Raw genomic sequence first — 24,332 nt, 5'->3', positions numbered from 1 at the left:
AATTAAGAACAATTTTCGTGCGAAAACAGCATGTTCAATAACGGATAACCGAGGCTCCCCAGGTAAATCCGCCGCCCATAGCCTCCAGAACCAGCAAATCTCCGGCCTTGATCCGACCGTCCCGCACAGCGGTATCCAGAGCGAGAGGGACCGATGCTGCCGAAGTATTGGCATGTATATCGACGGTCTTGATTACTTTTTCAGGAGGGAGATTCAGCTTTTTCGCAGTGGCGTCCAATATGCGGGCATTGGCCTGATGAGGAACAACCCAGTCGACATTCTCGATCGATTCTCCTGCTTCTTCCAGAACTTCTTTCAGGACCGAAGCCAGATTGACGACGGCGTGACGAAAAACCTCACGGCCCTTCATACGCAGCTTGCCAACCGTTCCGGTCGTTCCGGCTCCGCCATCAACATATAATAGCTGATTATGTGCGCCATCAGCGTGCAGACGCGTGGCGAGGACGCCTCTTTCACCCTGTTCGGCCGCAAGCACAACCGCACCCGCGCCATCTCCGAAGAGTACGCAGGTTCCGCGATCTTCCCAATCGAGTATGCGGCTGAATGTTTCTGCGCCGATCACCAGCGCATTTTGCGCGCTGCCGACCCGGATCATGCTGTCCGCTACCGAAAGCGCGTACAGGAAGCCGGAGCATACCGCAGCCACATCAAAAGCGACGCAGCCATTACAGTCCAGCGCGTCCTGAACGATAGTGGCGGTTGCAGGAAATGTCTGGTCGGGTGTTGCCGTTGCAACGATGATCAAATCGATATCAGAGCCGGACAAGCCTGCGGCCTGCATGGCCTTTTCGCCCGCTTCGATGGCCAGGCTGGATGTCGTCTCGTCATCTTCGGCAATATGACGGAATTTTATACCGGTACGCTCGACAATCCATTCGTCGGTTGTGTCGACCCGCTTCGCCAGTTCGGCGTTGGAGACGCGGGTTCGCGGCAAGGCTGAACCGGTTCCCTTGATGACCGAACGTCTGGCGGAATCACTCATTTCGTCACCTCAGCCACCGGGGCTGCTTCGCTGATTTTCGTCAGATCTTCGCTAATGCGTTCCAATATACTATCCTCCACGAGACGAGCGGCAACTTCGACCGCATTGGCCACGCCTTTTGCATCTGCACTGCCATGGCTTTTTACGACCACGCCATTCAGGCCAAGAAATACTGCCCCGTTATGATTGTTGGGATCCAGTTGGTCACGCAGCATCTCGGTTGCCGGCCGGGAAATCAGGAACCCGATTTTGGAGCGGAGACTACTGAGAAAGCTTTGCTTGAGCAGATCGGTGACAAACCGCGCCGTGCCTTCCAGCGCCTTGAGTGCCACATTGCCGGAGAAACCGTCGGTTACTATCACATCCACCTCCCCGGTGGAGATCTTGTCCGCTTCGGTAAATCCGAGAAAATTCATATGCAGGCCAGCGGCGCCTTTCAGCGTAGCCGCGGCTTCCTGTATCGTACCGGTACCCTTTGCTTCTTCGGTACCGATATTCAGCAATTTCACTTTGGGCCGGTCAAAACCGTGCATGATCCGGCTGTAGGCAGCGCCCATCACCGCGAATTGCACCAGATTGCGGCTGTTGCATTCGGTATTGGCGCCGAGATCGAGCATGACAACATCTGTCTCTTTCATCGTCGGCAGCAATGCCGACAACGCGGGGCGATCAATGCCCGGCATCGTACGCAGTGCCAGCTTGGCGATGGCCATGAGAGCACCGGTATTGCCAGCACTGACCGCAGCGCTAACCTCACCGGTCTTCACGGCATTGACGGCCATGCCCATGGACGTTGTTTTGGATTTGCGCAGCGCTTGGCTCGGCTTGTCGTCGCCGGACACAACATCCGGCGCGTGCAAAATATCCGATGCCGCGCTGAGATTGGGATGATCCTTGAGCGCTTCTCTGATCTGCGCTTCATCACCGACGAAAAGAAACTGGAAGCCTGCATGGCGGTGCCGCGCAAGCGCAGCGCCAGCAACCATGACGCGCGGGCCTTCATCTCCGCCCATCGCATCAATCGCGATTCGCGGCCTCATTCCCACCAGTTATTCCCCTTAATTGCGCGTCAGAAGTCGATAGACTAGCTGATTAAAGATCAGCGGCCAAGACTTCACGGCCATTATAATGACCACAGCTTCCGCACATATGGTGCGGCCGCTTCAATTCACCGCAATTCGGACATTCCTGATATGCTTCGACTTTCAAAGCATCATGAGACCGGCGCATACCGCGCTTCGACGGTGTAGTTTTTCTTTTTGGTACAGCCATTGCTAAGCCTGTTCTTTAAATTTAAAATCAAATGCCTGCATCCAAGCCAAACAATCCAGTCTCCGTATTTTTGGAGAATCACCTGGTTGAGGTTCAGCAGATTGCACGCGAATTGGCGCGTATAATGAAATTCCTGTGCGTTGCAAGCATTCTGCTTCTATAGACGGCCTATAATTTACACATATTTGGGGGACAAGATGATTTTACCGATCACATTAACCGTAGCAGGTGCTGCGGCGCTGATAAATATCTGGCTCATGATCCGCGTGGGACAGGTCAGAAGCAGCGAAAAGGTCAGCATTGGCGACGGGGGTAATGAGAACGTCATCCGCCGCATGCGGGCTCACAGCAACTATATAGAAAGCGCGCCCTTTGTCGTGCTGCTGGTTGCAGCGATTGAATTGGCCAGCACAACATCGCCCACATGGCTCTGGATCGTCAGCGGCGTCTATCTGCTCGGCCGCGTCGCCCATGGAGTCGGTATGGACGATGGCAAATTCGGCAAAGGCCGGATGATCGGCACGCTGATTACGATGCTGACACTTCTGGGCCTCGGGATCTATGCAATCACGATTCCTTATTTGGGGGCGTAACGGGTTTTAATGGGAACAGGGTACCAAAAGAAGGCCCAACCAGCATCCTGTTAATTGAAAACCGTGTATGATTTCACCAGATTAGAACTTGCTGTTCTCCGGTCTATTTTTGTTGAGACACCTCAATATGCAGATGGTCTGGCGGCGCAGCTTGCGGGCGCTTCGATTGCAGAACGTGAAAACACGGGCGGCGGATTTTTTACAACGATTTCCGTCGCTACTGCAATTCCGCGAGTATCAAGTCCTCGCGTGCTGGGTCACGAAATATATGCATGCGTAGAAGGCTTGGCTGACGGCATGGGTTTTGTCTTGTTCATGGAAGACGGATATTTGAATCTGCTGGAAGGCTATGCCTTCGGGTATGAAAACACGGCTTTATTGGACCTGACATCAGTCAAGTTTACCATAACCCACTCGCCAAATGCCTAGGATATAGCAGCATTTTTCAGAACGAAGCGATGTTAAGCCCCTAACGCGCCGCCAGCACATCATCCGCGACAAACGCATTGGTTTTGCGCTCATAGCCGAATTGACTGGTCGGACCGTGACCGGGAATGAAGGTCACATCATCACCCAGAGGCCAGAGCTTCTGGGTGATCGCATCAATCAGGTCCTGATGGTTGCCGCGCGGGAAGTCCGTGCGTCCGATCGACCCCTGGAATATGACATCGCCGACCACCGCCAGCTTTGACGGCTGATGGTAGAAAATCACATGGCCCGGTGTGTGGCCGGGGCAGTGGATGACGTCGAGCACGAGATCGCCAACGGTCACCTGATCGCCGTCAACCAGCCAGCGATCCGGGACAAAGCTTTTCGCTTCCATCCCATAGCGGGCGCCATCGCCATCCAGCTGGTCAATCCAGAACAGGTCATCCTTGTGCGGGCCTTCGATCGGGATACCCAGTTCCTCGGCCAGCATCCCCGCCTGCCCGCAATGATCGAGATGGCCGTGGGTGATGATGATCTTCTCCAGATCCACGCCATGCTCTTCTACCGCTGCCTTCAACCGGTTCAAATCGCCGCCGGGGTCGCTGAGCGCCGCCTTGTTGGTTTTGGTGCACCACAGGAGGGTACAATTTTGCTGGAGCGGAGTGACCGGAATAATCACGGCCTTGAGGGGTGCATCTGTCATGTCAGGCTATTTGGCGGCGCGATGCGCAAGTTGCAAGGCCCCAAAATGGCGAGGCGCTATAGCCGCCGTCCGGTCCAGACGACTTTGCCGATGATATTCACGCTTTCCACGCTGACATCATCCCAGTCGGGATATTGCGGATTGTCGCTGCGGATCGACAGTTTTCCCGAGGGACCCATGGCGACGCGCTTGACCAGCAGCACGTCATCCATGCGCAGCACATATATGCCGTCGCGCAAGGGCCGGGAAGCAGCGCTGTGGTCGACCATGATATCATCGCCATCGCCCAATGTGGGATCCATCGAATCGCCATCAACAGCAATCAGCGAAAGATTGGCGGGATCGATGCCGAGCCGCCTCAGCCATTTCGGACCAAAGCCCATGGATTCAGCATATTCGTCATCCGCCAGAGATCCCGGGCCGGCCGAAGCACCAACCTGCAATTGCTTGATCCGGAGCAAGCCATCGGATCTGGCGGGGCTGGACCGACGGGATTCGCGAACCGCAGGCGCACCGAGAAGATGCTCCTCCACGCCATAAAATTCCGCCAGCCTCCGCCGGTCTTCCTCATCCAGCTTTCTTGGTGAACCACGACGAATATATTGCTGGATATAGGCGGCATTTTTGCCGAGCATTTTCGATATCGCAGCAAAATCATGTCCGTTTTCACGAATCAGTTCTTCCAGATTGGCGCGCGGATCATCGGTCACAATAGCTGCATCATATTCACGTTGGCCGGAATTGGCAATAGGATTTTTCCTAGACATGTAGGAAATCACATTTCAAATAGGAATTTCCCTATTCATGGAGTCGCCGAACCGGGCGACGGGCAGCGAGAAGGAGATTACGGGTGTCATTGTTGCGAAAAATCGAGATATTCCTGCGTGAAACGGACATGGCGTGGACAAAATTCGGACGACTTTCCGTATCCGATCCGCGCTTTGTTCAGGATTTGCGCAACGGTAGAGAGCCTGGAAAGAGCGTGTCGGAACGCGTAGAATATTTCATGAATCTATGGCGGACAGATCATGCCGGTTGATGCCGTTTCTCTCAGGGCCCGGCAACGGGACCCCGGTTCGTCGATTGCCGAGCAAATCCAGGCGCTGGCCGGTGGCCGGGTCCGCGTCACCCTGGAACGCGAACGTCCCTGGGCGAGCATTACCTTCACCGGAACGCGGCATAGTTTCGTGATTGAGCGGACGGATGCGACCGCCCCGGACGATATGGAAAATCTCGCAAGGGCGCTGCCGGAACATGAATTTGCAATGCGGGCCTATTTCCTCGCGGATATATTGGTGACGAACCAGTCGCAGTCCCGATTGCTCGTCGAAGCCCTCTCGATCATTGATCCCGTCACAAGCTGCCGGGACTAGCGCGCGATTAGCGCTGGACCGTCATTTTTTCCAAGGTGCCAAGCGCGGCCTTCAACGCCGCATCCATATCGGCCTGGCGGTTGTCCTGAGCGACGGGTTCATCGGAGTCGACCGACCGCAGCGGAGGCATCGCTAGCGGAGCGGGTGCCTGAGAAACTTCGGCCAGTGTAACTGTCTTTTCCACCGTTGGAGCCGGCTCAGCTATCGGCGGAGGTGGTGCAACCTGCTCGCGCTTTTCCAGCACTTCCAGACGACGGAGTCCCGCCTCCAGACGATCGGCAAGCTGGGCAAGGGAGAGCGTGGTCAGGTCTTCACGGGGAGCAGAAGGCTTCTCTTGTGGAGAAACATCTTCCGGCCGATCGAATGTCATCTCTTTTTCGGAAGGCGAATCCATCATCTTTTCGGCCACAAAGGGAGCGCCCGATGAAATCGACGGTGCGAATTCTTCGACCGGCTCCGCTAGATTCTGTTCGACTGCTACGTCATCGAATTTTTTGATTTTTTCGGCAAGCGGAGCGCCTAGGTCAGAGGATGCAAAGATCGGATGGCGCGCGGGAGCATCCGGATGACGATCCGCTGGCTTGATGTCCGGCAGGTCTCTCAGGTCGGTAACCTGACCAGCGACCTTTTTCGGCTTTTTCAGAAATTTTGTCAGTGTTTTTGCCGACAGGTTCAATTTCGGCATGGTAAAGCGTGATTTACCTCCCCGCACATCGTCGATTGCATTGGTCGTCAAATTTTTGCGAATTGCCAAGCTCATATCGGAGCCTCCCCCAAGAAATTTCGGTTTATGGTTCAAGAATAGATAGATTGCCGAAGTGGATATCATCCCCGTCATGACGGCGACCAGGCCGCGCGCTGTATTCCCCAGCGGCGGCGCGGCAGCCGGAATGAATTCGGACAGCCCGGTCGCGCCAATGATGTTTTCAAGATAGACATGCGGCAAGGTGGCAATCACCAGCGCGGCTGCAATTCCCCCGGCAACGGCCATCACAGGCTGTTTAAACCGATTCATATCCTGTTCTGTCTGGTCCACATGATTCTCCACCGTATCAGGCCGCGCGCTCGTAGGATTTACGCGCGATCAACCTTTGGTAAACAGGAGTGTAACGCAAAATGTTTGACGACCAGTTACGATCTGCCTCAACAAATTTTCTTGCCGTTTCAATGGTTTGAGGCCAGGACTCGCTGTTATCCAGCAATCTGGCCAGTTTTTCCGCGATTTTTTCCGGATCACCGGCAGGAAAAAGCGTGCCTGTAACCCCATCTGTAATCAGTTCCCGGTGACCGCCGACGTCAGACGCTGCCACCAGCCGACCCTGCGCCATCGCTTCGAGCGGTTTGAGCGGAGTCACCAGATCGGTGAGTCGCATCGCCTTGCGCGGATAGACCATGATATCCATCAGACCATAAAAGCGCTCTACTTCCGCATGGGGCACACGACCGGTAAAGGTCACCGCAGAACCGACTCCCAATCGATCCACCTGCGCCTTCAGCGCCTCCTCCATCGGACCGCCGCCGACGAGCAGCAGATGCACGCCCGGATGCAAGCGCTGCAGCATCGGCAGGGCTGCGATCAGATCGTCGAGCCCCTCATAATCATAAAAGCTGCCGATGAATCCCAAAACCCGCTTCCCGGTCAGACCCAGTTCGGCCAAAAATTTCTCATCGCGCGCCGGTGGCTTGCCGAACAGGTCCAGATCGACACCATTGGGCGAGATGGTTATTTTTTCCGGCTGCACCCCGCGCGCCATAAGATCGGACCGCAGGCCTTCGCAGATCACCGCGACCGCGTCGGCGCCATTGATCACATGATTCTCGAGCTGCCGGGTCAACCAGTAGCGGGGACTGTTTTCCTTGCCGGTGCCATTGCCCACTGCGGCGTCTTCCCAAAAAGCCCGTATTTCGTATACCAGCGGCAACCCTGATTTTTCCGCAGCCCGCAAGGCCGCCAATCCGTTGAGTGCCGGCGAATGGGCGTGCAATATATCCGGCTGCCAGTCGCGGATGACTTGATCGATCCGATCGGACAGCACCGCGACTTCCCGCCATTCACGTACCGGCGATGGTCCATGCACCTGAGCCAGGGTACGGAAGAACTGGAGACCATCTTCCTCTTCCAGTGGCTGCTTTGCAACATAACCGTGCTGGTTCTGGCGCACGCCGGTGACCCCGGCGACGGTCAGACCGGCAGCAATTTGCGCCTTCATGATCGCACGGGTCCGGAAACAATATCCGCTGTGCAGAGGCAGGCTGTGATCGAGAATGTGCAGAATACGCTTCATGACCCGGATCCTTGCCAAAAAAGGATTAACGTCCCGTCAACCCAATGTCTGTATCGCGCCAATGTGGAAGAGCGTGATATCACCGCTCGTGTCGGGATGAATTGGGTAAATGATAGACAATTTCTCTATCGCTTTGACGCATGGCTTGCTGCTGATCGCAGCATGGCGGCTGATCCATCGCGACGATCTCGATGTCGAAGACCCGCCGGAACGCGACAAGGAACCAGCGGGTTTTCTGAAACGACCGGCCAGCAACGGATCACGCCCCGATGCGTGACCTTGTCTTCGTCGGATATCTCGTGGCTTTGCTATTCATAGCCTTCAAACGGCCATTTCTGTTTACCCTGATCTATGCCTATGTCGATATCGTGGCACCGCAGCGGTTGAGCTATTTCATGCTCAACTCGATCCCCCTGTCGCTGGTCGTCTTCGCTCTCGCTTTCCTTGGCTATATGCTTGCAGACAACAAGCAGGACAGTCGCTTTTCCGTGCGTCAGGGGATGATGATCCTGTTGCTCATCTATTGCGGATATACGACAATCCAGGCGGAAGTTCCCGATGCGGCGATGGAGAAATGGGACTGGGTCTGGAAAGCACTGGTCTTCGCAATATTCCTGCCGCTCACCCTTAGAACCAAATTGCGGCTTGAAGCACTGGCGCTGTTCATGGTGTTGTGCGCCGGCACCCTGATCATCACCGGCGGGATCAAGACATTGGCCTCCGGCGGCGGCTACGGCGTTCTTGTGCTGCTGGTCGACAATAATAGCGGCCTCTACGAAGGATCGATCATCTCGACCGTCGCCATTTGCATCATACCGCTGATCCTCTGGCTCGCCAATTACGGAACGATTTTCCCGCCCGACTGGCGAGTGAAAATCTTCGCTTATTGCCTGATCTTCGCCGCTCTGCTGATCCCCATTGGCACACAGGCGCGCACCGGTCTGGTATGCATCGGTGTTTTGGCAGTGCTGCAATTGCGCTTCGCCCGCCACCGCTTGATCTACGGGGGACTTGCAATGGCACTAGGTCTCGTTGCGATTCCATTTTTACCGCAAAGCTTCACCGAGCGGATGGCGACGATCGAAAATTATGAAGCAGACCAGTCTGCGTCGACCCGGCTCGCGGTCTGGCGGTGGACGATTGAATATGCAAACCAGCATCCGTTCGGAGGGGGCTTTGATGTCTACCGGATCAACAAGCTGACCTATGAATTGTCGGAAGTGGATGTCGAGCAATATGAGCAATGGGGCATTGATCCCGACGATGTCGACGCCCGGCTTATCGAAGATGAATCGCGCGCATTCCACAGCAGCTATTTTGAAATGCTGGGCGAACAGGGCTATCCCGGCCTGATCCTGTGGTTGCTCATTCATGTCGGCGGCATATGGCGCATGGAAATGCTGCGACGGAAATATGCGAAATCCGAAAAACAAGGCGAACAGTGGGTGGCTCCCCTCGCCATTGCCTTGCAGCACGGCCACATCATTTTCCTCGTCGGCGCATTGTTCGTCGGCATCGCCTACCAGCCATTCATCTATATGCTGGTTGCGCTGCAAATTGGTCTCGACACCTATATGTCTCGCCGTTCGGCAGAAGCCCGGCGGCAGCCGATCATCAAACGAACGACCGGGGCGGTGAAACCGGAGCCACTGCCGCACCCGGGTCGGTCGTTCACAAATTAAATGGCGCTTGTGATGGTCTCCGGTAGAAGCGAGAGATGACACTCACTGTTTCTGTCGCCGTCGAACGATGGCCTGTTGCCGGATATTTCATCATCAGCCGCGGCGCCAAGAGCCACGTCGATGTCGTGCTGTGCAAAGTCTCAGACGGCACGCATATAGGCACGGCGGAAGCAACGCCGATTTATTACGAAGGCGAAAGCGCTGAAAGCTGCGCGGAAGAGATTACGCGATTTGTCGCCAAATATCCGGAACTGGACCGAGCAGTCCTGCTGCAGAACATGCCCCGTGGTGCCGCCCGCAACGCGCTTGATTGCGCGCTCTGGGATCTGGAATGCCGCAAGCGAAGAATGTCCCTCGCGCACTTGGCCGGATTGCCCGAACCTTTACCCCTGACCTCGGCCTTTACCATATCCCTGGGTGAACCGGAAACCATGGAGGCTCAGGCCCGCCAGGCCTCTTTTAGCGGCCAGCGACTGCTGAAACTGAAACTGTCGGGCAAGGACGACCGCGAACGGGTTGCCGCCGTCCACCGCGGCGCGCCCGATGCTCGCCTGATCGTCGATGCCAACGAAAGCTGGAACGATCTCGACATTGCCGCCGAAGCCGCACAGCTCGCGCAATATTCTGTCGAACTGATCGAACAGCCGGTCAGCGCCGGGCAGGATCATCTGCTCAGCGGGGTCCGGTCACCGGTTCCGCTCTGTGCCGACGAAAGCTGCCACACCAGCGCCGATGTGGAACGTCTTGCGCCCTTTTACGATGTGGTGAATATCAAACTCGACAAGGCCGGCGGTCTGACCGAAGCGATAGCCATGGCCCATGCAGCGCAGGCCATGGGGATGAAAATCATGGTCGGTTGCATGCTCTCGACATCGCTGGGAATCCGGCCGGCCTTCGCTCTGGCGCAGCTCGCGCACTGGGTTGACCTCGACGGGCCCCTGCTGCTCGCAAAGGACCGCGTCGATGCCTTTCAATTCGAATTCGGCAGAATATTGCCCTCGGAAAGCCCGAGCTAGATTCCGTCCAGATATTCGATCACCGGAGCGGCTGCCATACATGGCGCCAGCTTCGGACCGCTCGCCCGGAAATGATCCGACTTGCCGTGCGCATCCAGCGATGCCTGATCGACATAGCGTTCGAGTACTTTATATTGCTGCGGATTGTCCTTGCACTGAAAAACCGCATAAAATTCATTACCCGGTTCATTCGCGCTAACAGCTGCCATCAGCTCGGAAAACGCTGCTTCAAAATCGGCATTCTTGCCTTCGGCCACGGTTAATGTTGCGACGACGCCTACTGCTGCCATGATAGTCTCTCCCTGATAAAAAAAGGGCCGGCGATTTCCCGCCAGCCCATGAATTTTGATTTCTAGAAAATCTCGAACAATCCGGCTGCGCCTTGTCCGCCGCCGATGCACATGGTGACCACGGCATATTTCGCGCCGCGACGCTTGCCTTCGATCAGGGCATGGCCGGTGCAACGTGCGCCGGTCATTCCATAAGGGTGGCCGATCGAGATCGCTCCGCCGTTGACGTTCAGAAGCTCGCCAGGAATGCCCAGTTTCTGTTGGCAATAAAGTACCTGTACGGCGAAAGCTTCATTAAGCTCCCAAAGACCGATATCGTCCATCTTCAGGCCAAAGCGTTCAAGCAATTTGGGGATCGCGAAAACCGGGCCAATGCCCATTTCATCTGGTTTGGTTCCGGCAACGGCCATGCCGACATAACGGCCCAGCGGATTGAGGCCGGCCTTTTCAGCCGCTTTCGCTTCCATAACAACGCTGGCAGATGAACCATCGGAAAGCTGCGATGCGTTACCCGCGGTAACGATATTGTCAGGACCAAGCACCGGTTTCAGGGACTGCAGACCTTCGAGCGTGGTCGAAGGGCGGTTGCCTTCATCCTTGCTGATTGTGACTTCGACATGGGAAATCTCTTTGGTTTCCTTGTCCTGCACACCCATGCTGGTCGTTACTTCGATGATTTCAGCATCAAAATAGCCAGCGTCTTGAGCGGCTGCCGTGCGCATTTGCGACTGCAGGGCATATTCGTCACATGCTTCGCGACTGATGCCGTAACGATCGGCAACCACTTCGGCAGTCTGGAGCATCGGCATGTAGATATCGGCATGCATTTTCAGCAGCTCGCGGTCCGGCTGCACCCGCATTTCCGGTGTCTGCACGGTCGAGATCGAATCCTGTCCGCCGCCGACAACCACATCCATCATGTCCAGCGTCACCTGTTTGGACGCGGTGGCAATCGCCATCAGACCAGAGGAACATTGACGGTCGATTGTCATGCCGGGCACTTCGATCGGGAAGCCTGCACGCAGCGCAACCTGACGGGCCAGATTGCCGCCCTGCGATCCCTGCTGCAACGCGCTGCCCCAGACGACATCATCGATCGTGCCCGGATCAATGCCGGCTCTTTCAACCGCCGCTTTTGCGGAATAATGGCCCAGCGTGGCACCGGTTGTGGTGTTGAAAGCACCTTTATAGGCCCGGCCTATGGGTGTGCGGGCGGTGGAAACGATGACTGCGTCACGCATATTGATATTCCTTTTGATTGATATCGGAGTCGATTTTGAGGCGCATTGTCCTCGTTAATCGGCCAATTAACAAGGGATTTTTTCTGCGGCGCTCTGCCGTTACGGAACCCTAGTCGTTGCCGACCGGGACGGGATAGCCACCTTCGGGATAGGGCATAATCATCTCGCCATCCGGCGCAGCGGTGAAGGTGGTTTGAGTCGGATAGGCAAATTCGAGGCCCTCTTCATTGAATGCCTGCAATATCGCCAGCCCGATTTTATGGCGACCTTCATAGACCACGTCATATTCGCTGCTCATGATATCGAAATCGAGTTCGAAATTGATCGAGCTGTCGCCAAAGCCGACAAAACCCGACCGGACGAACACCGCATCATTGGCTTCGACTATCTTTTTGAGAAGACCCGGAATCCGGCGCGCCTCGTCCGGATTGGTCTGGTAGATTACACCAATGCCATAGCGCGTTCGCCGTCTCGCCAGGCGGGTCATGTTGACGATTTCCTTGTCCAGCAAATTGGTGTTGGAAATGATGATTTCTTCGCCGGTAGTAGCCCTTAGCCGCGTACTTTTCAGTCCGATTTTCTCGATGGTTCCGATGGTAGTATCATAGGTGATTGTATCTCCTCGGCGAAAAGGCTTGTCGAAAATGATCGACAAGGCTGCAAACAGGTCGGAAAAAATGCCCTGGGCGGCGAGACCGATGGCGATGCCGCCGACGCCCAGACCCGCGATCAGGCCGGTTACATTCACTCCCAGATTGTCGAGGATCATGATCGCAGCGATTGCGAAGACCACAAAGGTCACCAGCAAACGGATCAGGGTCATCGCGTTTTCCAGCGTCTCATGCTGGTCGGGGTCTTGCGAGGTCTTGCGAACGATTAACCCGAGAATGATTTCGCGGAGCCAGATGGCAACCTGTAAAACCATGGCTATCGTGAACAAGACGTGCACTACACGCTCGAAGCTGGGGGGCGCGCTGCCAAAACTCACGACCAGTTCGGCCGAGACCATCAACATGAAAAACTTGCTGGTACGGGAAATCGCCGTACCGATGATCGTTCGATATCCGGTCAGTCCGCTGTTGTTACGGACATAGCGCGAACCAAGCCGCTTGACCGCACCGAGCAGGAAGAAAATGGCAGTGCCGATGACGACAGCGAAAATCAGTTCCACATAATGCTCAGTCAGCCAGCGGGAGCCCTCTACGGCCAGCCTTTGTATGGACGCGCCCATATCCGGCACGGTTGGCATGAGGGCGGTCTCTGTTGTTTTTGTCATAAGCCTCCAGCTAGGCAGAACCACCGAAAATAACAACCCGTGTGATAGAAAGCGACAAGCTAAAGCGTGCCGTTTTCAGGGTTTGTGAGCGCCGATGAGAAACTCCACATTACCCTTCGGGCCGGTGATCGGACTTTCGGTAATTCCCATAATATCCCAGCCGGACGCGATCAGCCAGTCTCTCACTTTTTCGCACGCCGCCTGGCGGACCGCTTCGTCACGAACAACGCCGCCCTTGCCGACATCGGCGCGCTCGGCCTCGAATTGCGGTTTGACGAGCGCAACCAGTATCGCCTTTTCCTTGGCAAATTCGAGCGGTCGTTCCAGCACTTTGACCAGTGAAATGAAACTCGCATCGCAAACGATGATATCGACTTTTTCCGGCACGTGCTGATCAGTGAGGATCCGGGCACTGGTTTGTTCATGCACAATGACCCGTTCATCCTGACGCAGCTTCCAGGCCAGCTGGTTGGTCCCGCTATCGACGGCATAGACTTTTTCAGCGCCGCCGGTCAGCAGCACATCGGTAAAGCCGCCGGTACTGCTCCCCACATCCATCGCGGTCATGCCGGTTACATCGATCGCAAAATGTTGCAGGCCATGATCAAGCTTGATGCCGCCGCGCGACACCCAGGGATGGTCTTTACCCTTGAGTTCAATCGCTGCATCGCTTGCTATCTTGTGGCCCGGCTTGTCGATTTTCTTGCCCGCCACCGTCACAAGACCGGCCATGATATAGGCTTGCGCCTTGGCCCGGCTGTCAGCGAGGCCGCGGTCAGCAAGGATCTGGTCAACGCGTTGTTTCACGACTTTGGGTTCAGACTGGGTCATTGCAAATCAGGACTAGCCTAGCGCCGCGCTTTTGGCCATATTCCTTTACTATGAGAATCATTCCTGCACCGCTGTCCATTCCGCTGCTCTTGCTTGCACTTGCGTCTTGCTCGACCGCGCCGCCCGAACCGGCACCCGCTCCGCAGCCGACCAAGCCGGTCGCAGCAGCCCCTCCGGTGTTAACACAACCGAAGGGCGAATGGATCGACTGGCCGATTACCCCCGGTAGCTGGGTATATCGGAGCGATAATCGCGGATCACTCGCGCTATTCGGCGAGACCGGTAGAGATGCGGTTTTCATCATCCGCTGCGATAAATCGCGCCGGCAATTGTTCCTGTCGCGATCCGGTTCGGTTGGCAAAGGCGCCAAAATGGTTCTCCGCACCAGCGCTGGCCTGCAATCCTATCCGGCAAGCAATAGTGGTGGAACGCCGCATTATGCCGCGATTTCGGTAGCGTCGGGCGACATCATGATGGACCGCATTGCCTATAGCCGCGGTCGCTTTGCCGTCGAAACCACTGGCCTGCAATCGCTCGCCATTCCGGTCTGGCCCGAGTTCAGTCGTGTGGTGGAAGATTGCCGGGCCTGACCCGTTGGGTCTCAGGCCGGAACGCGCAATTGTGACAGCAAAATAAAAAAATTCAAGACTTGTTCGCACGCTGGTTCTGATTCACATTTGGATCGTCGAACAGCGGAGAATGATTCAATGCAACAGTTCGTATTATATTCACAAGCGAAAGGAGGTGGTCCGATGTCTCATGGTTCAGCACAGGGGTCGGAAAAATCCGTTCGGGGGGCAAATCTGATCTAAAGATCAGGCAACCCGGCAGCGGCACTTCCTACCGCTGACCCATGTTCAGAGGCTGTTGGTCCTAACGGACCGGCAGCCTCTTTTCATTTCGCTCTATCCGATGCTTCCAGATATTCCTCGCGGATCATGAAATCGCGGACGCCGATCCGAACCTCCCGCAGGAACTGGACAAGAGCGAGCGACAGCAGACTGATGGCGACAACGAACGCGCCGGCAACGCCCAAGGAAAGATCCACGCTGGCCAGACCCATGATGAACAACATGCCGATCAGCATGCAGGCGATGATGGCACTGACAACGCTCAGGAAGATGGCGCTGTTAACGACCCTGAGGCGCACCTGCAAATCTCCGAGTTCCGCAACCACAAGATCATGATCCATCCCGGTAGTGGTCTTGTAGAGCGCCTGAAGATCACGCGACCGGTCGATGATCCTTGCCAGACGTCCCGCAAACAGGTTCAGCATCGCCCCGATACCGACCAGCAGGAACGCCGGTGCCATCGCGATTTGCAACACGGTGACAATATCGGCGCCGTCGATTTCAGAAAATCCGCTCATATTTTCATCCTGATCCGCAAGGTCAGTCCCTCAGTCGGCTGCTCGTCCCAAAGCGACAGCGAGAAACGCTGCGCGTCTGCGCGGGCACGGTCTAGCACCTCTTCGGGCACATCGTCACTCGCAAAGACCTGATCCGCTTGCCCCAGCCAGCGCGCCTGACGAAGGGTCAGGTCATCCGGATCAGTGCTCGCAAGCTCCAGATCAATGACTTGTGACCGGGCCTGCCCATGCGGCTGGTCAAGCCATGCCTCCAAATCTTCCAATTCATGATCGACCAGTACGTCCAGTGGGCCGCCCGGGTCGAGCACTGCATCGATTGCTTTTCGGCGGGCGGCTCCCTCTGGCCAGACCTGCTGGATTCGTTCTCGCGCATCCAGCAATGCGGCGGCCAACACTCCCAGACCGGCGGGCAGCAAACGCTCGAGCCTTTGCCGTAGCGCCTTGGCCAGCCCTGCCGAGGCGCCGCCGGTACCGATGGCAATCAGCACCGGATCCCGGTCGATAATCGCGGGCGTGGTATAATCACACAACGCCGACCGGTCGACGGCATTGACCAGCAGGCCCCGCGCTTTCAGGCGTGCTACCGCCGCTATCGCTTCCTCGTCGTCTTCCAGTGCAACCACGGCCAGCGTAAGCTCACGGGCATTTTCGTCATCGGTGATGATCGCTCCGGCCCGCTCGTAAAGCCTCCGTTTGGCGTCGGCCATTTCACCACTTCCCAGAAGAAGAACCTTCCGGTCCTGCAAATTCAGGAAAATGGGCAATTGGTTCATCGCGTCCGCCAATAAAGTTGGTCAATTCCATCTTGGCGGGAATGATGCATTATTTCAACCAGTCAGGCACATGTTCCGCAGCCATGATAGTTGCCGGCTCGATTCGTTCGGCAACCACCGCATAGCGATCGCCATCAACCAGCACTTCCGGCACCAGCGGCCGACTGTTATAGGTATTGGCCATCGTCGCGCCATAGGCGCCAGCTGTCCGGAAAATCCCCAGATCGTCGGTCTCGACGCGATCAACAACGCGTTCCTTGGCAAAAATATCGCTGCTTTCGCAGATCGGGCCGACGATCGAAGCGACCATCGTCTCGCCGCTCGGCTCGACCGCTTCGAAATCGTGCCAGGCGTCATAAATAGCCGGTCGCATCAGATCGTTCATCGCCGCGTCGACAATGACGAAATCGCTGTTCACACCCGGCTTGATCCGGATCACCTTGGTGATCATGACACCGCTATTCCCTGCAATGACCCGTCCGGGTTCGAACATCAGCGTGACATCCCAATCCCGGGTCACCCGCGCCACCATGGCACCATATTCTGCCGGACTGGGTGGATTGTCATCCGACTTGTAAGGCACGCCCAGTCCGCCGCCGAGGTCAACATGGGTGATGACATGACCGGCACCGCGCAGTTGCGTAAGCAGAGCGCCCATCCTAGCATAGCATTGTTCAAGCGGATCAAGACTCTGCAACTGGCTGCCGATATGCACGGCAACGCCGCGCAGGTTGAGACCTTCAAGCCTGGAAAGCCGCGCGTAAATATCCGGCGCGACATCAATCCCGACGCCAAATTTATTTTCCTTCTTGCCGGTCGAAATCTTGGCATGGGTTCCCGCGTCAACATCGGGATTGACGCGCAGGGTCGCCGATGCCTTTTCGCCACGCGAAGCGGCTATCGCCGCCAGCATCACGCCTTCTTCTTCCGACTCCAGATTGAACTGGCCAATTCCCTTGTCGAGACCAAGCGTCAGTTCCTCGCGGCTCTTGCCGACTCCGGAAAAGACAATGTCTTCCGCTTTCATCCCGGCCGCCAGAGCGCGCTGCAATTCACCGCCAGACACCACGTCCCCGCCATAGCCCTGATTCGCCAATATCCTGAGAACGGCGAGATTGGGATTCGCTTTCACGGCGAAGGCGAGATGAATTTTTCCGGCATCTTTCAGGCCTTCGCGAAATACCCGCGCGTGACGCTCTAGGGTCGCCCGCGAATAGACGTAGACCGGAGTCCCGACTTCTTCCGCAATCTTCGACAGCGGAATATCTTCCGCGTGCAGAACACCATTTTTAAGCTGGAAATGGTCCAATATCTTATACTTTCAAACTTGTGGAACGGGATTAGCCAGGTGGCGGCAGGTCGAATGCGTCATCTTGCCGTTCTTCAGACCGGCGGAGCAGTTCATCGCTGCGCTCCGGCATGGCCTGGGTCGACGGGATCAGCAGTTCTTCGCCAGTCGGTGCTTTCGCTTCGCCGTAAATGGCAGGGGGCAGAGTCTCGCCCTTAGCTGGCTGCAAGACACCGCGATTGCCGCAGGCGGCCAATATAAGCGTGGCGCCGGTCAGCAGAAAAATCGAATGGATCATGTTCATTTTAACTCTCCAGCCCCAGTGCCTGTTTAGCCTTTGCAACCTGAACCATTACCTGATCCGGTGCCGTCCCGCCATAGCTGGACCGGCTGGCAACCGAAGCGTCGACGCTCAGCACGTCGAAAACGCGATCGTCAATCCGGCTGTCGATCGCTTGAAACTGTTCGAGCGTAAGATCAGCCAAACCACAGCTTTGCTCTTCGGCGAGCGATACCACTGCTCCGGTAACATGATGCGCTTCGCGAAACGGCAGCTTGGCTTCCCGCACCAGCCAGTCGGCAAAATCGGTCGCGGTTGAAAAACCCGATTCGGCGAGCGCCCGCATCCGGCTTCCGCTAAATTCGACTTCGGCAACCATACCGGTCATCGCTGCGATCGACAGGCCGAGCAGGTCATGTGCTTCAAACACCGGCGGCTTGTCGTCCTGCATGTCCTTCGAATAAGCGAGCGGTAGCCCCTTCATCGTGATCACAAGTGCGTTCATTGCACCGGCAATCCGGCCACAATGACCGCGCACCAGTTCGGCAGCATCGGGATTGCGCTTCTGCGGCATGATCGACGAGCCGGTTGAGAAACTGTCCGGAAGCTTGATAAAACCGAACGGCTGGCTGGCCCAGATCACGAATTCTTCTGCCAGCCGGGAGAGGTGCAGACTGCACTGGGTCGCCGCCATCAGATAATCGAGCGCAAAATCCCGGTCGGAAACCGAATCGAGACTATTGCCCGTAGGGGCATCAAAGCCCAGCATCGTCGCTGTTTTTTCGCGATCAATCGGAAAACCGGTGCCCGCAAGCGCCGCTGCACCCAGCGGCGATTCGTTCATCCGCTTCCGCGCATCGGTGAAACGCGAGCGATCCCGCCGGATCATTTCATAATAAGCCATCATATGGTGACCGAGGCTCACCGGCTGGGCCGATTGCAAATGGGTAAATCCCGGCATGATCGTTCCGGCATGTTCTTCGGCGCGATCCACGAGTGCCTTTTGCAAAGCACCCAGCGCGCCGTCGACCATGTCCATCGCATCGCGCACCCAGAGCCGGAAATCGGTCGCCACCTGATCATTGCGGGAGCGCGCCGTGTGCAGGCGGCCTGCTACCGGGCCGATAATCTCGGCCAGCCGCGATTCCACGTGCATGTGGATATCTTCGAGATCGAGATCTTCGGGAACGCCGTCGGTTTCATATTCCTGGGCGATCTGGTTCAGGCCGTTGATGATTTGCGTTGCATCTTCCGCCTCGACAATGCCCTGATCCGCCAACATCGCGACATGAGCCAGGCTCGCACGAATATCGTGCCGCCATAACTTCTTGTCGAACGGGATCGACGCGTTTATCTCGCGCATGATTGACGAAGGGCCATCGGCAAACCTGCCGCCCCACATTTTATTGGAATTTTTCGTGCCTGTTGTGATGCGTAATGTCCTGTTCTTGGTCTTGCTGATTAGCGTATCGGCTTGCGATAGAGGCTCGAGCGAAGCGGAGCAAGAATTTGCTGGCAACAAAGCCCAAGAAGAGGGCGAGACCATCGAGAGCGGCCAAGGCCTGGTAGGCAAGCTGGATATTTCCCTGCGCGGCACAGCGATGGTGGACACGCCTTTTCAGGCGCCCGACGGCAGCACGGTGCGATTGAGCGATTTCATCGGCAAGCCGCTACTGGTAAACATCTGGGCGACATGGTGCGCGCCTTGCATTGTCGAAATGCCAATGCTGGATACACTGGCAATGCGTGAGAAAGAGCGGCTCAAAGTGCTCGTCGTATCGCAGGATATTCAGGGTGCTGAAAAGGTTGTCCCGTTTTTCGCACGCGGCGATTTTGAGGCGCTGGAACCCTATGTTGATCCTGAAAATGGTTTGAGCTTCGGCTTCGGCTCCGGCCTGATGCCCACAACTGTGCTCTATGATGCGCACGGCAAGGAAGTCTGGCGGGTGATCGGTGCCATGGATTGGGATGGCGCAAAGGCAGCTACCTTGCTGGAAGAAACGCTGGCGGAAGGGTAGCCGTCTCGGCAGAACCGATTGTATTTATACCACGTTTCGCTATCCTCGGGGCTCCTTGGCTTATTGGAGAATTTGATGAAACGCTGCAAAATACAAATCATACTACCGGTGATTGCCGGATTGACCCTGCTTTCCGCCTGCGGACAGAATAGTGAAACAGCCCAGGTTTCAGAAGCAGCCAGCGTCGAGCTTCCTAATGGAATGAGCGTCAAGGAACAGATCGAGGCGCGGCAGGCGCAACTCAAGAAAATTGGCAAGGCCTTCAAGACGATCAACGATCAATTGAAAGCCGGCACCCCCGATCTGGCGCAGATTCAGGCCGCTGCGGCGGTTGTTCCCAAAGAAACGGCTGGCATGGCCGACTGGTTTCCGGAAGGAACCGGCCCCGATGCAGGTGTCAAAACCGAAGCACTGCCGATCATCTGGGAGAGCAAAGCAGATTTTAACGAAAAAGTTGCGGCACTGCAGGACGCAGCGGCCAAGCTCGATACGGCTGCACAGGGCGGCAATCTGACACAAATTGCCAGCGCTTTCCAAAATGCGGGTGGCACGTGCAAAGCCTGTCATGACAAATATCGGCTGGACGACTAACTGACCATGCCTTCCGATTCGCCACGCATATTGGTCTGGGATGTTGCTATCCGGATCGTGCACTGGCTGATGGTGATTCTTGTCCCTCTTCTGTGGTGGACCGCGGAAGAGGGACTTATGGACTGGCACCGAAGGCTCGGCCTGACCATGTTCGGCCTCGTGCTCTTCCGGCTGATATGGGGATTTATCGGATCATGGACGGCGCGCTTCCTTCCGATGGTGCAGCGAATCGGTTTGCTGCCATCCTATGTCGGGAAATTACGGAACCGCCAATATGGCCCGACCTTCGGCCATAGTCCTCTTGCAGTCCTGAGCGTATTCGCCTTGCTGTTGGCGCTGGCGACCCAGGTCACGACAGGATTATTCTCCGTGGATGTCGACGGTCTCGAATCAGGGCCGCTTGCTGTGCTGGTGTCGTTCGATACCGGCAGACAGTTCGCGGAGATTCACGAATTCAACTTCAACCTGCTGGCAGCGTTAATCGGGCTGCATATCGTGGCAATCGCTATCTATCATTTTGTGGTGAAAGACAGACTCGTCCGACCGATGATAACCGGCCGTCGTCCCCGCGCTGATTTTTCCAGCGCAGAGCTACCCGAAAACCGGCCTCGTCTGATTGCGATGATAGTCGCAGCAGCGCTATCACTGATCTGTGTAGTCGCAATAGCAGGTTTTGGCTGAAGCAAGTCGAAGCAGATATGCTTCGAAAGGATATGGTGGGCGATGACGGGCTCGAACCGCCGACATCTTCGGTGTAAACGAAGCGCTCTACCAACTGAGCTAATCGCCCCCAATGACAAGATGCATATTGCATCGCTGGGGTCAGGCGAGCGCCACTGCCAAAACATTGCGCCTTTGGCAAGCCTATTTGCACCGGTTCGCCAACAAGATTTCCCCTGAGAGGTTTTTGACGCCAATCAGACAGCTTCATTTACCCATTGGCAGGAACCTAAGCTGACTCCGCGATTCGCTTGTTATCCCTTCTTATCCACAGCATATTATCGTTACCAATCAATGGCTTAAATGGTTATTTGGCAAAAACCACGGCTCGCCGCTGTCAATCGATATATTTCACTTTTTTTACGATGCCGCTATTGATCGACTCGGACGGACGGGCTTAATAACAATTCTTGGCTGGTGGCTCCGGATGCAATTTCCAGGCCTCAAATGAAAATGAAATTAATCGCTGAAAATGTGTTTTTAGCATAGGTTCTTTGCGTCTGATCGATTCCCATGGCTGGGGGTAGTTGATGGTCGGACGTTTGAAAGCTGCAGTCGAATGTTGGCGCCGCTATCGTGCGGGCCAGTGGGATAGTATCGGGGGATGTTCGTGAACGAAATCAAATCTGCGCGGGTTAGCGACCTGCCTGAAAGTCAAACTGTGGCACCCGAGAAGGTTATTTCAGCCGAGCTGGAAACTATATGGCAAAAAATCTGTGCGGGCCTGCGGCGCGATATGGGAGCGCAGATTTTTGGCCAATGGATCAAGCCGATCAAATTATCGGTTTTTGATTCCGACACCGGCAGCATACTCATGCTGCTCCCATCGGAATTTGCCGCAAACTGGGTTCGGGATCGCTATTCAGAGCGTTTGTTGATGGCGTGGAAAGCGCATCATCCGGCGGTCTGCGGTCTTGTTATTGAAGCCCAGTCCGGGGCTGCGAAAATCGCCCAGATTTCGAATTCGAATATTGCCCAAGGGGCGGCCGCAAATAACCAGTATAATGTGGTTCCGGAAAGCAAGTTTCGCCTGGATCTCGATCCGCGGATGACTTTTGACCAGTTTATCCCTGGCAATTCGAACGTTCTCGCGCTCAATGCCGCACAGCGGACGGCGGCAACAGAGAAGCCACTTTTCAGCCCGCTTTATCTCCAGTCCTCGACTGGTCAGGGCAAGACGCATTTGATGCACGCCATTGGCCACGCCTTTCGCGCGGAATTCCCGTCTTCAAAGATCATTTATATGTCCGCCGAACGGTTCATGATTGAATTCGTTTCGGCCATGCGCCGCAACGAGGGAATGGAATTCAAGGCATCACTGCGCGAAGCCGATCTGCTGATGGTCGATGACATTCAGTTCATTGTCGGCAAAAATTCCACTCAGGAAGAATTTCTGCACACGATCGATACGTTGATCAGCCAGGGCAAACGCGTTGTCGTCGCAGCAGACCGTCCTCCGCAAGCGCTGGATGGTGTCGACCAGCGCCTGTTGTCGCGCCTGTCGATGGGTCTGGTTGCCGATATCCAGTCTGCCGGACTTGAGCTGCGCCGTGACATTCTCAAGCATCGCCTCGCCACCATGCCGCACCAGCACGTGTCGGAAGAAGTGGTAGATTTTCTGGCCCGCACGATCAGCCGCAATTTACGCGAGCTGGAAGGCGGTCTCAACAAGCTGCTCGCTTATGCGCAACTAACCGGCCGCGAAATCAGCCGCGAACTGGCCGAAGAACAATTGTCCGACATTCTGAGCGCCTGTCGCCGCCGGATCACGATCGACGAGATCCAGCGCACGGTTTGCGAGTATTACCGGCTCGACCGCAACGAGATGTCATCGAAACGTCGTGCGCGCGCCGTTGCCCGTCCACGGCAGGTTGCGATGTATCTGGCAAAGGTGATGACGCCGCGCAGCTATCCGGAAATCGGCCGGAAATTCGGTGGCCGCGATCACAGCACGGTGATCCACGCGGTCAAGCTGGTCGAGCACTTGCGTGGCGAAGACAGCGAAATGGACAATGATGTCCGGATGCTGCTCCGCCAGCTAGAGAGCTAGAAGCAGGCCCTGCAAGTCGCGGGGCCTGTTCTTATTCGGGAGCGACTGAAATCCGCACCCGCTCGCCGCTGTTTCCAGGAAAATTGGTAAACATCGCTTCGACCAGATTGGGCACGAGATAGGTCAGGTTTTTCGACCGCGACAAAGCCTCGGCCTTGCCTTCGAACAGGCGCTGGCCATCGACCGCACGATCAATCTTCAGATCCAGTTCCGATGTGTAGACGGTAAAGCTGCGGACACCGTTATAGCCGGAGAAACCCGAGCCACCGAAAAGGAAGGGGTCGTAGAAACCATAGCGATACCGGTGACGCCCGTAATATCCACCGAATCGGGCGGAGGGGGGAAACGGATCATAGTCGGCCACGACTTTGTCCCGACCCTTGTCGATGTCATAATCCATACTGACGATTAATTCGGCCGCCGCAGGATCATCGCTGCGACGATAGCCGAGGTCGAGCATCCGCTGTTCGACCAGCATGGCATATTGCCCGAACTCGAGACCGCCGGAAAGATCCGGATCAGCGGCGACAACCGCAAAGCTCTGGCCCGTAGTGTCAGGCAGCGCGACAAAACGCTGAACGTCGGCGCGGAAGGGTGTTGTACAAGCCCCAAGAGCAAGAAGGGCGAGCGGCGCAAGCAGCGACAGCGCTTTCCGATTGGAGACCTGTTTGACGAAAATAGTCATATTTTTCCCTTTAGATTGCCCACGATCACGAGCCCTACGATAGAAAAGCCGGGCTGAACCGGTGTTGAACGATGGCAGATTGAAGCCCTGCCCCCGACTTGAACCCTTTCGGATCAACTGCACAAGGAAAAAACAGGGTCACCCACAGGCGCGGGGACCGATAGTCCGACTAATCGAAACTTCGATCATCCAGCTTCGATCATTTCTCAGGGCCGAATCGAATGGCGATCGCGCAAAAGAAAACCCGCCACAATCGGGCGGGTTATTCTTTTTAAACCGGGTAGCCTGATTACGCTGTTTGAAGCGCGGCGACCCGTTTTGTCAGACGGCTGAACTTCCGCGAAGCCGTATTCTTGTGATACAGACCTTTGCTCACACCGCGTGCCAGCTCAGGCTGTACGGCCTTGAGTGCCGCAGCAGCTATGGTTTTATCGCCAGCTTCAACAGCTGCGTCCACGGCCTTGATCTTGGTGCGGATCTGGCTCAGGCGATTTTTATTAATCACGGTGCGGCGCGTGTTGCGACGGATACGTTTTTTTGCTTGCGGCGTATTAGCCATGAAAA

General features: G+C 56.0%; 30 protein-coding genes and 1 tRNA gene. 12 read left to right on the top strand and 19 right to left on the bottom strand.

All coding sequences use genetic code 11. The features are described from left to right. Nucleotides 1-34 precede the first annotated feature (34 nt). Genes AAC060_RS03390 through rpmF form a run of 3 tightly spaced genes read right to left on the bottom strand, consistent with a single transcriptional unit; the run spans nt 35 to nt 2,275 of the window. On the bottom strand, nt 35-1,003 hold the full coding sequence (locus AAC060_RS03390; RefSeq protein ID WP_339822884.1) for a beta-ketoacyl-ACP synthase III: 969 nt from the start codon (nt 1,001-1,003) through the stop codon (nt 35-37). Beyond that, nucleotides 1,000-2,043, bottom strand: a complete 1,044-nt coding sequence (gene plsX / locus AAC060_RS03385) for a phosphate acyltransferase PlsX (RefSeq protein ID WP_339822883.1) — start codon at nt 2,041-2,043, stop codon at nt 1,000-1,002. The genes AAC060_RS03390 and plsX overlap by 4 nt, the downstream gene beginning before the upstream one ends. Before the next feature lie 52 nt (nt 2,044-2,095). Further along, nucleotides 2,096-2,275, bottom strand: a complete 180-nt coding sequence (gene rpmF / locus AAC060_RS03380) for a 50S ribosomal protein L32 (protein ID WP_100093644.1) — start codon at nt 2,273-2,275, stop codon at nt 2,096-2,098. Between the two features lie 197 nt (nt 2,276-2,472). Here rpmF and AAC060_RS03375 point away from each other — a divergent pair, with 197 nt between their 5' ends. Continuing rightward, nucleotides 2,473-2,868: an MAPEG family protein gene (locus tag AAC060_RS03375; RefSeq protein ID WP_339822882.1), complete on the top strand. Its 396-nt coding sequence runs from the start codon at nt 2,473-2,475 to the stop codon at nt 2,866-2,868. 63 nt (nt 2,869-2,931) lie between these two features. Further along, complete coding sequence (locus tag AAC060_RS03370; RefSeq protein ID WP_339822880.1) at nt 2,932-3,297, top strand: hypothetical protein; 366 nt, start codon at nt 2,932-2,934, stop codon at nt 3,295-3,297. A 40-nt stretch (nt 3,298-3,337) separates the two neighbouring features. Here the strand turns inward: AAC060_RS03370 and AAC060_RS03365 are convergent, their stop codons facing one another. Together AAC060_RS03365 and AAC060_RS03360 are read right to left on the bottom strand one after the other, a co-directional pair. Then, a complete protein-coding gene (locus AAC060_RS03365; RefSeq protein WP_339692908.1) occupies nt 3,338-4,000 on the bottom strand; it encodes an MBL fold metallo-hydrolase in 663 nt (220 codons plus the stop codon). A gap of 56 nt (nt 4,001-4,056) precedes the next feature. Beyond that, entirely contained in the window at nt 4,057-4,635 is a 579-nt protein-coding gene (locus AAC060_RS03360) for a S24 family peptidase (protein WP_339823789.1), read from the bottom strand. Nucleotides 4,636-4,850: 215 nt separating this feature from the next. Here AAC060_RS03360 and AAC060_RS03355 point away from each other — a divergent pair, with 215 nt between their 5' ends. Together AAC060_RS03355 and AAC060_RS03350 are read left to right on the top strand one after the other, a co-directional pair. After that, the gene (locus AAC060_RS03355; RefSeq protein ID WP_339823815.1) at nt 4,851-5,039 is read left to right on the top strand and encodes a hypothetical protein; all 189 of its coding nucleotides are present in this window, start codon (nt 4,851-4,853) and stop codon (nt 5,037-5,039) included. Further along, complete coding sequence (locus AAC060_RS03350) at nt 5,029-5,373, top strand: hypothetical protein (protein WP_339822878.1); 345 nt, start codon at nt 5,029-5,031, stop codon at nt 5,371-5,373. Before AAC060_RS03355 ends, AAC060_RS03350 begins: the two co-directional genes overlap by 11 nt. Nucleotides 5,374-5,380: 7 nt before the next feature. Here AAC060_RS03350 and AAC060_RS03345 read toward each other — a convergent pair whose 3' ends face one another. Together AAC060_RS03345 and AAC060_RS03340 are read right to left on the bottom strand one after the other, a co-directional pair. Then, nucleotides 5,381-6,388, bottom strand: a complete 1,008-nt coding sequence (locus AAC060_RS03345) for a hypothetical protein (protein WP_339822876.1) — start codon at nt 6,386-6,388, stop codon at nt 5,381-5,383. Between the two features lie 37 nt (nt 6,389-6,425). Continuing rightward, a complete protein-coding gene (locus tag AAC060_RS03340; RefSeq protein ID WP_339822874.1) occupies nt 6,426-7,658 on the bottom strand; it encodes a TIGR04063 family PEP-CTERM/XrtA system glycosyltransferase in 1,233 nt (410 codons plus the stop codon). A 109-nt stretch (nt 7,659-7,767) separates the two neighbouring features. Between AAC060_RS03340 and AAC060_RS03335 the strand changes: the two genes are divergently transcribed. From AAC060_RS03335 to dgcA, 3 genes are read left to right on the top strand one after another with little or no spacing between them, the layout of a single operon-like run. Beyond that, nucleotides 7,768-7,935, top strand: coding sequence for a hypothetical protein (locus AAC060_RS03335; RefSeq protein ID WP_339822872.1), 168 nt, complete (start codon nt 7,768-7,770; stop codon nt 7,933-7,935). Beyond that, on the top strand, nt 7,928-9,340 hold the full coding sequence (locus tag AAC060_RS03330) for a putative O-glycosylation ligase, exosortase A system-associated (protein WP_339822870.1): 1,413 nt from the start codon (nt 7,928-7,930) through the stop codon (nt 9,338-9,340). Before AAC060_RS03335 ends, AAC060_RS03330 begins: the two co-directional genes overlap by 8 nt. Nucleotides 9,341-9,375: 35 nt before the next feature. Next, nucleotides 9,376-10,356, top strand: coding sequence for an N-acetyl-D-Glu racemase DgcA (gene dgcA, locus AAC060_RS03325; RefSeq protein ID WP_339822868.1), 981 nt, complete (start codon nt 9,376-9,378; stop codon nt 10,354-10,356). On the opposite strand, the gene AAC060_RS03320 is transcribed toward dgcA, so the two are convergent. The 4 genes from AAC060_RS03320 to AAC060_RS03305 form a co-directional block, all read right to left on the bottom strand. Next, nucleotides 10,353-10,646, bottom strand: coding sequence for a putative quinol monooxygenase (locus AAC060_RS03320; RefSeq protein WP_339822866.1), 294 nt, complete (start codon nt 10,644-10,646; stop codon nt 10,353-10,355). The genes dgcA and AAC060_RS03320 overlap by 4 nt on opposite strands. 62 nt (nt 10,647-10,708) lie before the next feature. Then, the gene (locus AAC060_RS03315) at nt 10,709-11,887 is read right to left on the bottom strand and encodes an acetyl-CoA C-acyltransferase (protein ID WP_339822864.1); all 1,179 of its coding nucleotides are present in this window, start codon (nt 11,885-11,887) and stop codon (nt 10,709-10,711) included. Between the two features lie 109 nt (nt 11,888-11,996). Beyond that, nucleotides 11,997-13,163 (bottom strand): mechanosensitive ion channel family protein, encoded by a 1,167-nt coding sequence (locus tag AAC060_RS03310; protein ID WP_339822862.1) that lies wholly within the window; start codon nt 13,161-13,163, stop codon nt 11,997-11,999. Between the two features lie 75 nt (nt 13,164-13,238). Continuing rightward, entirely contained in the window at nt 13,239-13,994 is a 756-nt protein-coding gene (locus AAC060_RS03305) for a TlyA family RNA methyltransferase (protein ID WP_339822860.1), read from the bottom strand. Nucleotides 13,995-14,044: 50 nt separating this feature from the next. On the opposite strand from AAC060_RS03305, the gene AAC060_RS03300 reads away from it, so the two are divergent. Next, complete coding sequence (locus tag AAC060_RS03300) at nt 14,045-14,584, top strand: hypothetical protein (protein ID WP_339822858.1); 540 nt, start codon at nt 14,045-14,047, stop codon at nt 14,582-14,584. A 305-nt stretch (nt 14,585-14,889) separates the two neighbouring features. Here AAC060_RS03300 and AAC060_RS03295 read toward each other — a convergent pair whose 3' ends face one another. Genes AAC060_RS03295 through argH form a run of 5 tightly spaced genes read right to left on the bottom strand, consistent with a single transcriptional unit; the run spans nt 14,890 to nt 19,106 of the window. Beyond that, nucleotides 14,890-15,363: a DUF2721 domain-containing protein gene (locus tag AAC060_RS03295; protein ID WP_339822856.1), complete on the bottom strand. Its 474-nt coding sequence runs from the start codon at nt 15,361-15,363 to the stop codon at nt 14,890-14,892. Continuing rightward, entirely contained in the window at nt 15,360-16,136 is a 777-nt protein-coding gene (locus AAC060_RS03290; RefSeq protein WP_339822854.1) for an NAD(P)-dependent oxidoreductase, read from the bottom strand. Before AAC060_RS03290 ends, AAC060_RS03295 begins: the two co-directional genes overlap by 4 nt. 49 nt (nt 16,137-16,185) lie before the next feature. Beyond that, the gene (gene lysA / locus AAC060_RS03285) at nt 16,186-17,445 is read right to left on the bottom strand and encodes a diaminopimelate decarboxylase (protein WP_339822852.1); all 1,260 of its coding nucleotides are present in this window, start codon (nt 17,443-17,445) and stop codon (nt 16,186-16,188) included. 31 nt (nt 17,446-17,476) lie between these two features. Continuing rightward, complete coding sequence (locus tag AAC060_RS03280; RefSeq protein ID WP_339822850.1) at nt 17,477-17,728, bottom strand: hypothetical protein; 252 nt, start codon at nt 17,726-17,728, stop codon at nt 17,477-17,479. Nucleotide 17,729: 1 nt separating this feature from the next. Further along, the gene (gene argH, locus AAC060_RS03275) at nt 17,730-19,106 is read right to left on the bottom strand and encodes an argininosuccinate lyase (protein WP_339822848.1); all 1,377 of its coding nucleotides are present in this window, start codon (nt 19,104-19,106) and stop codon (nt 17,730-17,732) included. Nucleotides 19,107-19,122: 16 nt separating this feature from the next. Between argH and AAC060_RS03270 the strand changes: the two genes are divergently transcribed. From AAC060_RS03270 to AAC060_RS03260, 3 genes are all read left to right on the top strand, one after another. Next, nucleotides 19,123-19,722 (top strand): TlpA disulfide reductase family protein, encoded by a 600-nt coding sequence (locus AAC060_RS03270; protein ID WP_339822846.1) that lies wholly within the window; start codon nt 19,123-19,125, stop codon nt 19,720-19,722. 75 nt (nt 19,723-19,797) lie between these two features. Beyond that, nucleotides 19,798-20,313, top strand: coding sequence for a cytochrome c (locus AAC060_RS03265; RefSeq protein WP_339822844.1), 516 nt, complete (start codon nt 19,798-19,800; stop codon nt 20,311-20,313). A 6-nt stretch (nt 20,314-20,319) separates the two neighbouring features. Further along, nucleotides 20,320-20,994 carry a cytochrome b/b6 domain-containing protein gene (locus tag AAC060_RS03260; RefSeq protein WP_339822842.1) on the top strand — a complete coding sequence of 225 codons (675 nt, stop codon included), beginning with the start codon at nt 20,320-20,322 and terminating at the stop codon, nt 20,992-20,994. Between the two features lie 33 nt (nt 20,995-21,027). Here AAC060_RS03260 and AAC060_RS03255 read toward each other — a convergent pair. Continuing rightward, nucleotides 21,028-21,103: transfer RNA gene (locus tag AAC060_RS03255), tRNA-Val, on the bottom strand. 591 nt (nt 21,104-21,694) lie between these two features. Between AAC060_RS03255 and dnaA the strand changes: the two genes are divergently transcribed. Next, nucleotides 21,695-23,083: a chromosomal replication initiator protein DnaA gene (gene dnaA, locus AAC060_RS03250; protein ID WP_339823787.1), complete on the top strand. Its 1,389-nt coding sequence runs from the start codon at nt 21,695-21,697 to the stop codon at nt 23,081-23,083. 31 nt (nt 23,084-23,114) lie between these two features. Here the strand turns inward: dnaA and AAC060_RS03245 are convergent, their stop codons facing one another. Beyond that, nucleotides 23,115-23,768 (bottom strand): DUF4136 domain-containing protein, encoded by a 654-nt coding sequence (locus tag AAC060_RS03245; protein ID WP_339822840.1) that lies wholly within the window; start codon nt 23,766-23,768, stop codon nt 23,115-23,117. A gap of 289 nt (nt 23,769-24,057) precedes the next feature. After that, entirely contained in the window at nt 24,058-24,327 is a 270-nt protein-coding gene (rpsT, locus tag AAC060_RS03240) for a 30S ribosomal protein S20 (protein ID WP_335652394.1), read from the bottom strand. Between the last annotated feature and the right edge of the window lie 5 nt (nt 24,328-24,332).

Origin of the sequence: uncultured Parasphingorhabdus sp., from assembly GCF_963975555.1 — a bacterium.
Lineage (GTDB): Bacteria > Pseudomonadota > Alphaproteobacteria > Sphingomonadales > Sphingomonadaceae > Parasphingorhabdus.
The sequence above is the reverse complement of the archived record's forward strand: the minus strand, read 5'-3'. Positions and strand labels throughout refer to the sequence as shown.